The 10,683-nt window shown below is 69.7% G+C and carries 12 protein-coding genes; 3 read left to right on the top strand and 9 right to left on the bottom strand.

The genetic code is table 11. The features are described 5' to 3' along the window. Positions 1–49: 49 nt before the first annotated feature. The 4 genes from ACYVIO_RS22960 to ACYVIO_RS22945 all read right to left on the bottom strand — a co-directional run bounded on the left by ACYVIO_RS22960 (position 50) and on the right by ACYVIO_RS22945 (position 5,240). On the bottom strand, positions 50–1,339 hold the full coding sequence (locus ACYVIO_RS22960; RefSeq protein ID WP_460652913.1) for a M16 family metallopeptidase: 1,290 nt from the start codon (positions 1,337–1,339) through the stop codon (positions 50–52). A 20-nt stretch (positions 1,340–1,359) separates the two neighbouring features. Next, a complete protein-coding gene (locus ACYVIO_RS22955) occupies positions 1,360–3,594 on the bottom strand; it encodes a polyribonucleotide nucleotidyltransferase (RefSeq protein WP_460652912.1) in 2,235 nt (744 codons plus the stop codon). Between the two features lie 272 nt (positions 3,595–3,866). Further along, entirely contained in the window at positions 3,867–4,139 is a 273-nt protein-coding gene (rpsO, locus tag ACYVIO_RS22950; RefSeq protein WP_164604166.1) for a 30S ribosomal protein S15, read from the bottom strand. A gap of 117 nt (positions 4,140–4,256) precedes the next feature. After that, positions 4,257–5,240, bottom strand: coding sequence for a bifunctional riboflavin kinase/FAD synthetase (locus ACYVIO_RS22945; RefSeq protein ID WP_460652911.1), 984 nt, complete (start codon positions 5,238–5,240; stop codon positions 4,257–4,259). Between the two features lie 130 nt (positions 5,241–5,370). On the opposite strand from ACYVIO_RS22945, the gene ACYVIO_RS22940 reads away from it, so the two are divergent. After that, entirely contained in the window at positions 5,371–6,414 is a 1,044-nt protein-coding gene (locus ACYVIO_RS22940; protein ID WP_460652910.1) for an SGNH/GDSL hydrolase family protein, read from the top strand. 98 nt (positions 6,415–6,512) lie between these two features. Further along, entirely contained in the window at positions 6,513–7,142 is a 630-nt protein-coding gene (locus ACYVIO_RS22935; protein WP_460652909.1) for a DUF998 domain-containing protein, read from the top strand. Here ACYVIO_RS22935 and ACYVIO_RS22930 read toward each other — a convergent pair. The 3 genes from ACYVIO_RS22930 to ACYVIO_RS22920 are packed head-to-tail and all read right to left on the bottom strand — an operon-like array spanning position 7,114 to position 9,014. Continuing rightward, positions 7,114–7,998, bottom strand: a complete 885-nt coding sequence (locus ACYVIO_RS22930; protein WP_460652908.1) for an NAD-dependent protein deacetylase — start codon at positions 7,996–7,998, stop codon at positions 7,114–7,116. The two genes, ACYVIO_RS22935 and ACYVIO_RS22930, sit on opposite strands and share 29 nt — an antisense overlap. A 9-nt stretch (positions 7,999–8,007) precedes the next feature. Further along, complete coding sequence (locus ACYVIO_RS22925) at positions 8,008–8,631, bottom strand: transcriptional regulator (protein ID WP_460652907.1); 624 nt, start codon at positions 8,629–8,631, stop codon at positions 8,008–8,010. Beyond that, positions 8,628–9,014 carry a hypothetical protein gene (locus tag ACYVIO_RS22920; RefSeq protein WP_460652906.1) on the bottom strand — a complete coding sequence of 129 codons (387 nt, stop codon included), beginning with the start codon at positions 9,012–9,014 and terminating at the stop codon, positions 8,628–8,630. The genes ACYVIO_RS22925 and ACYVIO_RS22920 overlap by 4 nt, the downstream gene beginning before the upstream one ends. A 41-nt stretch (positions 9,015–9,055) precedes the next feature. Here ACYVIO_RS22920 and ACYVIO_RS22915 point away from each other — a divergent pair, with 41 nt between their 5' ends. Further along, entirely contained in the window at positions 9,056–9,364 is a 309-nt protein-coding gene (locus ACYVIO_RS22915; protein ID WP_460652905.1) for a PEP-utilizing enzyme, read from the top strand. Here the strand turns inward: ACYVIO_RS22915 and truB are convergent. Together truB and rbfA are read right to left on the bottom strand one after the other, a co-directional pair. Beyond that, on the bottom strand, positions 9,361–10,263 hold the full coding sequence (truB, locus tag ACYVIO_RS22910; RefSeq protein ID WP_460652904.1) for a tRNA pseudouridine(55) synthase TruB: 903 nt from the start codon (positions 10,261–10,263) through the stop codon (positions 9,361–9,363). The genes ACYVIO_RS22915 and truB overlap by 4 nt on opposite strands. Beyond that, the gene (gene rbfA / locus ACYVIO_RS22905) at positions 10,247–10,681 is read right to left on the bottom strand and encodes a 30S ribosome-binding factor RbfA (protein ID WP_460652903.1); all 435 of its coding nucleotides are present in this window, start codon (positions 10,679–10,681) and stop codon (positions 10,247–10,249) included. The genes truB and rbfA overlap by 17 nt, the downstream gene beginning before the upstream one ends. Positions 10,682–10,683 lie beyond the last annotated feature (2 nt).

Below are 10,683 nucleotides of genomic sequence, written 5' to 3'. Positions count from 1 at the left end.
CGGTCAGTCGGACGTGCCGACTGACCGGTTCGGTGGAACGCGGGTGGAGCTACAGATCGAACGCCGTGGTGGACTCGTCGAAGGGGCCCATCACGGTGAGGGCCGGAGTCCCGGCGTAGAGCTCGGTGGCCAGCTGGTGGACGTCGTCGAGGGTGACGGCGTCGATGCGGTTGAGGATCTCGTCGACGGTGGGGAGTTCGCCGTAGACGAGCTCGGCCTTGGCGATGCGGGTCATCTTCGCGCCGGTGTCTTCCATGCCCATCACGACCGAGCCGCGCATCTGGCCCTTGCCGCGGAGCAACTCGTCGGGCGTGATGCCGCCGGCCGCGAGCGTGGCCAGCTCGGCCCGTACGACGTTCAGCACCTCGGGCGCCTTCTTCGGCAGGCAGCCGGCGTACACGCCGACCATGCCGGTGTCCGCGTACGCCGAACCGAAGGTGAACACCGAGTACGCCAGCCCGCGCTTCTCGCGGACCTCCTGGAACAGCCGCGACGACATGCCGCCGCCGACGATCCCGTGCAGCACTCCGGCGACGTACCGCCGCTCGTCGTTGCGCACGAGGCCCGGCATCCCGAGCACCAGGTGCGCCTGCTCGACGTCGCGGTGGTGGACCTGCACTCCCCCGTACGTCGGAAGCCTGCGCCCCGATCCGATCCGGACCGGCGCGGGCTCGGCCTCGCCGGTGACCCAGTGCCGCTCGAACGCCTTACGTACAAGGCGAACGACGTCGGCGTGCTCCACGTTACCGGCCACCGAGACGACGATGTTCTCGGGACGGTAGCGGCGCCGGTACCAGCCGATCACCTGACGGCGGGTCAGCCCGGCGACCGACTCCGGCGTACCGGTGATGGATCGGCCGAGCGGTGTCGGTCCCCACAGCTGCTCGGCGAACAGGTCGTGGATGTGGTCGGAAGTCTCGTCGGCGTGCATCGCGATCTCTTCGTCGATCACGTCACGCTCGGACTCGACGTCCTCCGGCGTCAGCGTCGCGGACGTGATCATGTCGCAGATCACGTCGACGGCCAGCGGGAGGTCGGAGTCCAGCACCCGCGCGTAGTAGCAGGTGTACTCCTTGCCGGTGAAGGCGTTCATCTCCCCGCCGACGGCGTCCAGCGACGCGGAGATCTCCAGCGCGTCGCGGCGCTCGGTGCCCTTGAACAGCAGGTGCTCGAGGAAGTGCGTGGCACCGGACAGCTGCACCGGTTCGTCGCGCGAACCGACCCCGACCCACACGCCGAAGGTGACCGAGCGGAAGCCCGGTACGGACTGGGAGAGCACGCGGAGCCCGGAGGGCAGGACGGTCCGTTTGACGGGACCGCCCTCCTCCGGGCTCAGCAACGTGCTAGTGGTGGCTCGACTCACTCGGCGGCTGCGGCCTCAGTGTCGTCGGCCTTCTCGTCGGCCTTGTCGCCCTCTTCGCCCTCGATCACCGGGATCAGCGACAGCTTGCCCCGGTCGTCGATCTCGGCGATCTCGACCTGCAGCTTCTGGCCGACCGAGAGGATGTCCTCCACGGCCTCGACCCGCTTGCCACCGGCCAGGCCACGCAGCTTGGAGATGTGCAGCAGACCGTCCTTGCCCGGCAGCAGGCTGATGAACGCCCCGAAGTTGGTCGTCTTCACGACCGTGCCCAGGTAGCGCTCGCCCTTCTCCGGCATGGTCGGGTTGGCGATCGCGTTGATCATCGCGCGCGCCGCGTCGGCCGAGGGGCCGTCCGTCGCACCGATGTACACCGTGCCGTCGTCCTCGATGGAGATGTCGGCGCCGGTCTCGTCGGTGATCTGGTTGATCATCTTGCCCTTCGGGCCGATGACCTCTCCGATCTTGTCCACAGGGACCTTCACCGAGATGACCCGCGGCGCGAACTCGCTCATCTCACCCGGGGCGTCGATGGCCTTCGACATCACGTCCAGGATGGTCAGGCGGGCTTCCTTGGCCTGGGTCAGCGCACCGGCCAGGACGCTGGCCGGGATGCCGTCCAGCTTGGTGTCCAGCTGCAGGGCGGTGACGAAGTCCTTGGTGCCGGCGACCTTGAAGTCCATGTCGCCGAACGCGTCCTCCGCGCCCAGGATGTCGGTCAGCGCGACGTACTCGATCTCGCCGTTGACCTCACCGGAGATGAGGCCCATCGCGATCCCGGCGACCGGTGCCTTCAGCGGCACACCGGCCGACAGCAGCGACAGCGTCGAGGCGCAGACCGAACCCATCGAGGTCGAGCCGTTCGAGCCGAGCGCCTCGGAGACCTGACGCAGCGCGTACGGGAAGTCCTCGCGCGACGGCAGCACCGGCACGAGGGCGCGCTCGGCGAGAGCGCCGTGCCCGATCTCGCGACGCTTGGGCGAACCCACCCGGCCGGTCTCACCGGTCGAGTACGGCGGGAAGTTGTAGTTGTGCATGTAGCGCTTGCGCGTCTCCGGCGACAGCGTGTCGAGCTGCTGCTCCATCCGGAGCATGTTCAGCGTGGTGACACCCATGATCTGGGTCTCGCCGCGCTCGAACAGCGCCGAGCCGTGCACCCGCGGCAGCACCTTGACCTGCGCCTTGAGCGGGCGGATGTCGGCCAGACCGCGACCGTCCATCCGGATCTTCTCGGTCAGCACGCGGTTGCGGACGAGCTTCTTGGTCAGCGAGCGGAAGGCTGCGGACAGCTCCTTCTCACGTCCCTCGAAGGACTCGGCCAGCTTGGCGACCACGGCGGCCTTGACGGCGTCGGTGGCGTCGTCGCGGTCGTGCTTGCCGGTGATCGCGAGGGCCTGGGTCAGCTCCTCGGTCGCCTCGGCCTCGACGGCGGCGAACGCGTCGTCCTGGTAGTCCGGGAAGACCGGGAACTCACCGGTCGGCTTCGACGCGGCGGCGGCCAGCGCCGACTGCGCCTCGACCAGGGTCTTGATGAAGCCCTTCGAGGCCTCGAGGCCCTCGGCCACGATCTCCTCGGTCGGCGCCTGCTTGCCGGCGGCAACGGCGTCGAAGGTGCCCGGGGTGGACTCGGCCTCGACCATCATGATCGCGACGTCACCGGTGTCGGTGACACGACCCGCGACCACCATGTCGAAGACGGCGTCCTCGAGCTCGGTGTGGGTCGGGAACGCGACCCACTGCTTGTCGATCAGGGCGACGCGGGTGGCGCCGATCGGGCCCGAGAACGGCAGCCCGGCGATCTGGGTGGACATCGACGCGGCGTTGATCGCCAGGACGTCGTACAGCTTGTCCGGGTTGAGCGCCAGGACCGTGATGACGACCTGGATCTCGTTGCGCAGGCCGGAGACGAACGACGGCCGCAGCGGGCGGTCGATCAGCCGGCAGGTCAGGATGGCTTCCTCGGAGGGGCGACCCTCACGACGGAAGAACGAGCCCGGGATGCGGCCGGCGGCGTACATCCGCTCCTCGACGTCCACCGTCAGCGGGAAGAAGTCGAACTGGTCCTTGGGCTTCTTGCTGGCCGTGGTGGCCGAGAGCACCATCGTGTCGCCGTCGAGGTAGGCGGCGGCGGAGCCGGCGGCCTGCTGGGCCAGACGGCCCGTCTCGAAGCGGATGGTGCGGGTGCCGAAGCTGCCGTTGTCGATCACGGCTTCGGCGTACTGTGCGCCCTCCATGGGCGCGTTGGTGGATCCCGACACGGGATACCCCTCTCTCACTCTGAGACGACGTGAGGCGCGGGCTCCGGGGGTGTGCCGGTCTTCGATCGAGGCCCGCGGGTCAGTCTCTGTCCCGAAAGCCACTACCGAGGACCGGTCGTCGTCCCGGTACGCAGGTCGCGTCGTCTCGTTGTCGTTTTAGCTATTCAGTTGTCCCAAGCCCCGAAAACCACCGGGACATGGATACGCGAGAAGCGGCCACCAGGATGCGGTGGCCGCTTCTCACGACGTCATCGGCGCAGGCCGAGCCGCTCGATCAGGGACCGGTAGCGGTTGATGTCCTTCTTGGACAGGTAGTTCAGCAGCCGGCGGCGCTGACCGACGAGGAGCAGCAGACCACGACGGCTGTGGTGGTCGTGCTTGTGCTCCTTCAGGTGCTCGGTCAGGTCGGCGATGCGGTGCGTGAGCAGCGCGACCTGGACCTCGGGGGAACCGGTGTCGCCCTCGGTCAGGGCGTACTCGCCGATGATCTTCTTCTTCGCCTCAGGATTGGCAGACGACACTATTGATCCTCTCGATGTCCGTTGCGCGGCGCACCGGGGCTTAGGTCACCCGGGCACTCTCGATCCGCGGCCGTTCAGACGGCAGCAGCCAGGGTATCAGCCTGTGGACAAGCCGCCCTAATCACCCTGAGTGGACGGGGTGTCCCCGGCCAGCAGCCGCCGCGCCTGGTCGACGTCGGTCTTCATCTGGACCAGCAGCGCCTCGATCGTGTCGAACCGGATCTGCGAGCCGCGCAGCCGGGCCACGAAGTCCACCGCGACCCGCGAGCCGTACAGCTCCAGGTCGTCGCGGTCCAGCACGTACGACTCGACCCGGCGGTCGATCCCGTCGAACGTCGGGTTGCTGCCGACGCTGATCGCGGCGGGGAAAGCTTCGCCGTACGCCGGAGTGCCGGGCGCCGGCTCGAGGACCCGCAGCCACCCGGCGTACACGCCGTCGAGCGGGATCGCCGACCCGGACTCGGCCGGGATGTTCGCGGTCGGGTACCCGAGCTCGCGGCCGCGCTTGTCGCCCTCGATCACCGTACCGGCCACCCGCAGCGGCCGGCCCAGCGCGACGGCGACCTTCTCGACGTCACCGGCCGCGATCAGCTCACGGATGTACGTCGACGACCACGGCTGGCCCTCACCGCGCAGCGCGAGGCCCTCGACCTCGAACCCGGCCGCGGCGCCCGCCTCGACCAGGGTGTCGACGTGCCCGGCGGCCTTGTGGCCGAACCGGAAGTTCTCGCCGACCACGACAGCCTTCACGTGCAAGGTGCCGACCAGGACGCGGTCGATGAACTCCTGCGGCGACCAGTTCGACGTCTCCTTGTCGAACGGCAGGATCAGCACCGCGTCGGCCCCGGCGTCGCACAGCAACTGGGCCCGCTCCTCCGGCTCGCTGATCGTCGCCGGCGCCTTGTCGGGGCGCAGCACCGCCATCGGGTGCGGGTCGAAGGTGAGCGCGACCACCGGCAGCCCACCGAGCTGCTCGGCCCGCGCGCGGGCGTGGGCCAGCACCTCCTGGTGGCCGCGGTGCACGCCGTCGAAGTTGCCGATGGTGACGACCGACGGACCGTAGTCAGGGCCCACCTCGTCCAAACCGTGCCAGACACGCATAGGCAGAAGGATTCCACGAAAGCTCCGGGCCCGATGCACCAGGTCCCCGGTCACCCCTTGTAATCGGCCGGTGACTCAACTTACTGTGGGCCGCACTGCCCTTCCCCGAAGGCAGAGTCCCGGAGGTCAAGTGAAGCTTTCCCGTGCAGTCGCCGCGTTCACCGCGCTGGCCTCGATCGGAGCGGTGTCCCTCACCGGCCCCGCTCAGGCGGCCACGCCGGACCGGCCCCCGGTCGCCCCGAAGGCGTCGTACAGCAAGTACGTCGCGCTCGGTGACTCCTACACCTCCGCTCCCCTGGTCCCGCTGCCGGAGCTGCTCTCGCTGGGCTGCCTGCGCTCGACCAGCAACTACCCCAAGCTGCTCGCGGGGATGCTGCACATCTACCGCTTCACCGACGTCAGCTGCGGCGGCGCCGACACCACGAACATGACCCAGCCGCAGAGCACGGCGCTCGGCGTGGCCGCGCCGCAGTTCGACGCGCTGACGGCCGACACCGACCTGGTGACGCTCGGGATCGGCGGCAACGACTTCGGCGTCTTCGGCCGGATCATCGACACCTGCCCGAAGCTGCGGGACAGCGACGCCAAGGGCGCGCCCTGCAAGCAGCACTTCACCGTCGACGGCGTCGACACGCTGAAGGCCGACATCGCCAAGACCCAGGTGCGGATCACCGACGTCGCCAAGGCGATCAAGGTGAAAGCGCCGAAGGCGACCGTCGTCCTCGTCGGCTACCCGAAGATCGCGCCGGAGAAGGGCACCTGCCCCGACATCCTGCCGTTCGCCGACGGTGACTACGGCTACCTGTATTCGATCGAGCAGGAGCTCAACAAGGCGGCCGAGAACGCGGCGAAGGCGGCCGGGGCGCTCTACCTCGACACCTTCGGCCCCTCCACCGGGCACGACGCCTGCGCCCCCGACGGGCAGGCGTGGATCCAGGGCAAGGACCTCAACCTGCTGCGGGCGTTCAACTACCACCCGCGGTTCGAGGGTCAGGCCGGCGTCGCGTCGCTGACCTACAAGAAGCTGACCGGCGCACCGGAGACGGTGACCGCCGACGAGCAGGCCAAGTTCGCGCGGCAGGCGCGCGAACTGAGCAGCAAGGCCGCGAACACCAGCCTGCCGGAGGCCTACCGGGCCCACTTGGACCGCCTACGGACCGGCGCGCAACGCTGACCCTTTCCAATCCGTACGGCGGACGCCGGGCCGGCCCACTTCACGCGTGGACCGGCCCGGCGCTTTTTGTCCCCGCAGGTCTGGGTACTTGGCGTCACATGACCCCTGGGGGATCGATCCTGACCGGGCGCGCGCTCTGGCTGCTCGTCCCGCCCGCGTACTTCGGTCTGCAGCTGTACGTCGCCGCCGCCTGGCCCGTGCCGTACGAGTTCCTGCACCACACGGTCAGCGACCTGGGCTGGACGACCTGCACCACCGAGCAGCGGCCCGGCGGTGTCCTGCAGTCGTGCTCACCGCGCCATGCCTGGTTCAACTCCGGTGGCGTCGTGCTCTACCTGCTGCTCGGTCTCGGAGGCGTCCTGCTGCGGAGCTGGTCGAGCCGGCCGCGCTGGTTCGTCGCGTTGTGGGTGGTGATCGCGGTTCTCGGGATCGCGACGTCACTCGTCCCGGGCGATGTGTCGATCGGGCTGCACTCGCTGCTCGCTGTGCCGTTGTTCCTGGCGACGGTCGCCGTACTGGTCCTCAGCGCGGTCACGATGCGCAGGACGTTCGCTGGGCGGGCTGCGGCCGTCACGGCCGTCCTGTCGCTGGCCGGGTTGGCCGGACTGGTTCTGGCGCTCGGCGGAGCGGGACCGGTCGGGCTGATGGAACGGCTGGCCGCGGAGACGATCTACCTCTGGGTGTTTGCCGTCGCTCTGGTCAGCCGAGGGCGTCGGTCAGCTCGGTGAGCGCCTGGCCCAGCGGGAGGTCGATCCGGTGGGTGGCCAGCGGGTCTCCGCGGGTGATTCCGTGGTTGATGATCAGGACCGGTTTGCCGGCCTTCGCGGCGTACCGGACGAAGCGGAACCCCGACATCACGGTCAGGGACGAGCCCAGGACCAGCATCGACTCGGCCTCGTCGATCAGGCGGTAGCAGCGATCGACCCGCGCCTTCGGCACGTTCTCGCCGAAGAAGACCACATCCGGCTTGAGCAGCGGCGACCCGCAGTTGCGGCACGGCACGAGGTGGAACTCGCGGACCGTCTCCTCCGGCAGGTCGACGTCACCGTCGGGGTTGATCCGCAGCGCCTGGCCCTCGAAGTCCGGGTTGGCCTCACGAAACCGCCGGTCGAGCTCCTCGCGCGGACTGGTGTCGTGGCAGTCCAGGCAGATCACGCGATCCAAGTTGCCGTGCAGCTCGATCACGTCGCGCGCGCCGGCCGCCTGGTGCAGACCGTCGACGTTCTGCGTGATCACGCCGCTCAGGTAGCCACGCGCCTGCAGGGTCGCGACCGCGCGATGACCGTCGTTGGGATCGGCACGCGCGATCGTCCGCCAGCCGAGGTGGCTGCGCGCCCAGTACCGCTGGCGCCCCGCTTCGCTGCCGACGAAGTCGCCGTACGTCATCGGCGTGTGCGTCCGCAGGCTCCCGGTCGCGCCGCGGTAGTCCGGGATGCCGGACTCCGTCGAGATCCCGGCCCCGGACAGCACGACCGCATCGCCCGCGGCGACCGCGTCGATCACCGGCGCGAGATCCGCCGTACCGGGCGCAAGCGCCAGCACCTCAGGACCGGGAGTCCAGCTCAACGTAGGTCGGGAACGCACACCTCCAGCTTACTGACCGCGTTCGACCCCGAGGGTTGCGATCAGGTCCTCGTGCAGCTCGAACCAGACCGTGTGGCAGGAGTCCTTGCCCGACCCGTCCACCCAGGTGTTGTCGCGCGGCACCCGACCGAGCGCGTCGGCGAAGCGCAGGTCGTACCCACCCAGCCGATCCAGTACGCCGGACAGCCGCGCCACCAACTCATCCAGCCGCAGACTCAACGCGGTCAGCGTCTTCACGACCCGCGCGTCCCAGGCCGGATCGGTGTGGTCGTTGAACGCCATCGGGTCGTCCGGCGACGGCCGCAGCTGCCAGTCCGTGCATGCCTGCTGCAGCCGCGCGTTGAGCGGCAGGAACTCCTGATAGACCTCACGCAGTACGGCGTCGCCCGCGTCCTGACGCTCGGCACCCAGCCGCCGCTCGTTCTCCGCGCGCCCGGCCGGCGTAAGCGACCACCCGCCCGTCCCGGCGAACTCGCTCCACGTCACCCAACCGTAGGCCTGGTAGTCGAGCAGCAACTCCCGCACCACCGCCACATCGAGCGCGAACCGCCCGGCGATGGTCCGCTCATCGCCCATCCCCTTCAGCCGTACGGCGTGCAGCGTCAGCAGCTCAGGCGACGACGGGCGGCTCATGACTGGTCGTCCGGGCGCACTCGGTCCATGAGCCGGTCGAGTCGTTGCTGCGACGCCTGCGGCGAGTTCAGCCCCTGCGCCTCGGCCAGCTGCGCCCACGTCAGCCCGAGCCCACGCGCCGCGAACAGCAGCCCGGTCTCCAACTGGTCGACCTCCGCCCGCGCCGCCGACATCAGCCTCAGCGCGGCCAGCGCGGCCTCCTGATCAGCGCCCTTCCACAGGAAGAACTGGATCAGGTCCACCGCCGTCGGCGGCACCGGCGCCGACTGCCACGGGCGCCGGTCCAACGCGTCAGCGCCCAGGTCGAGAAGCTGCTGCCGGGCCTGCCGTTCCCGGGAGGCGTCGGCGTGATCGTTGCTTTGCACCCCCGAACGGTCCATCATCAACAGACTGTTGTCAACATTCCGTTGAAGGAGTGCGTTCGATGCTGCACGGAAGGCCCGCCAGCGCCGGTACGGCGTCCGGTCCCGCCCGGATCGTCCGGGGACCCGAGGACTTCGACCGCGTCCGCCGTGGCGACGTCCTGGTCTGCCGGTTCACCGATCCGGCCTGGACTCCCCTGTTCGGAGTCGTCGCGGCCGTCGTCACCGAGATCGGCGGTCCGCTCTCGCACGCGGCCATCGTCGCCCGGGAACAGCGCATCCCCGCGGTCGTCGGCGTCGCCGACGCGATGAGCCTGCTGGACGACAGCAAACCCGTCACCGTCGACGGCACCGCGGGAACTGTCGGCTAACCGACGAAAACCGCGCTCGGCTTGGCGAGCGGACCGCTCGGCGCGTACAGCGCCAGGAACGTCCCGTCCGGCGCGAACATCGCCGTCTCGCCCTCGCTCAACTTCAGGCCCGCCAACGGCCGGCCCGTACGGATCGCGATCTCCTGCTCCGCGTCCGCGTCGAACCGCGGGAACGTCTCCGCCGCCACGTCGGCGATCGGCAGCAGGACGAACTCGTCCCCCAGCGCTTCCAGCGTGTGCGCGGCGGACAAGTCGAACCCGCCCACCCGAGTACGCCGCAGCGCCGTCAGGTGCCCACCCACACCCAGCTGCGCACCGAGATCACGGGCCAGCGCGCGGATGTAGGTCCCGCTCGAGCAGTCCACCGAGATGTCGACCTCGATCCCCTGCTCGACCCGCCGGATCGCCAGTACGTCGTACCGGCTGATCGTGACGCTGCGGGCCTTGAGCTCGATCTCCTCGCCGGCCCGGACCCGCTCGTACGCGCGTTTGCCGTCGACCTTGATCGCCGACGCCTTCGACGGGATCTGCGAGATCTCGCCGCGGTAGTCCTCGACCGCCACGGCGATCGCCTCGTCGCTCACCGCGGCCAGAGCCTCAGGAGAGGCAGTGGTCTCCAGCGAGCCCTCGCGGTCGTCGGTCGTCGTCGTCGCCCCGAGCAGCAGCGTCGCGTCGTACGACTTGTCCGCCAACTGCAGGTGCCCGAGCAGCCGGGTCGCCCGGTTGACCCCGACCACCAGCACGCCGGTGGCCATCGGGTCGAGCGTGCCGGCGTGCCCGACCTTGCGGGTGCCGGCCAGCCGCCGGACGCGGGCGACCACGGTGTGCGAGGTCAGCCCGGCCGGCTTGTCGACGACAACGATGCCGTCGGCAACGATCGTCTCACTCGTCGTCGTCATCGTCCTCGCGGCGCTTGTACGGGTCGGCGTCGCCGGCCGGCTTGGCGCCCGCGGCGGCCTTGGCCACCTCGGCGTCGGCCTGGCGCGCCTTGGCCAGCAGTTCCTCGATCTGGCCGGCGTTCTCCGGGATCGCGTCCAGGAAGAACGCCAGGCTCGGCGTCCGCCGCAGGCCGAGCGCCTTGCCGACTTCGCTGCGGATCAGCCCCCGGGCCGACTCCAGCGCGGCCGCGGTGGCCGCACGCGCCTGCTCGTCGCCGTACACCGTGTAGAAGACGCTGGCCTCGCCGAGGTCGGCGGTCAGCTTGGCGTCCGTCACGGTCACGAAGCCCAGCCGCGGGTCCTTGACCCGGCGCTCGAGCAGTTCCGCGACCAGGACCTGGATCCGGTCGGCCAGCTGCTTCGCCCTTGCTTCACCCATCC

It is taken from the genome of Kribbella endophytica, from assembly GCF_054781295.1.
The sequence above is the reverse complement of the archived record's forward strand: the minus strand, read 5'-3'. Positions and strand labels throughout refer to the sequence as shown.

Coding starts and splice junctions, on each gene's coding strand:
- ACYVIO_RS22955 (WP_460652912.1), bottom strand. CDS start 3,594: ATGGAGGGCGCACAGTACGCCGAAGCCGTGATCGACAACGGCAGCTTC.
- ACYVIO_RS22945 (WP_460652911.1), bottom strand. CDS start 5,240: ATGCGTGTCTGGCACGGTTTGGACGAGGTGGGCCCTGACTACGGTCCG.
- ACYVIO_RS22935 (WP_460652909.1), top strand. CDS start 6,513: ATGACCCCTGGGGGATCGATCCTGACCGGGCGCGCGCTCTGGCTGCTC.
- ACYVIO_RS22925 (WP_460652907.1), bottom strand. CDS start 8,631: ATGAGCCGCCCGTCGTCGCCTGAGCTGCTGACGCTGCACGCCGTACGG.
- ACYVIO_RS22920 (WP_460652906.1), bottom strand. CDS start 9,014: ATGATGGACCGTTCGGGGGTGCAAAGCAACGATCACGCCGACGCCTCC.
- ACYVIO_RS22915 (WP_460652905.1), top strand. CDS start 9,056: ATGCTGCACGGAAGGCCCGCCAGCGCCGGTACGGCGTCCGGTCCCGCC.
- truB (WP_460652904.1), bottom strand. CDS start 10,263: ATGACGACGACGAGTGAGACGATCGTTGCCGACGGCATCGTTGTCGTC.
- rbfA (WP_460652903.1), bottom strand. CDS start 10,681: ATGGGTGAAGCAAGGGCGAAGCAGCTGGCCGACCGGATCCAGGTCCTG.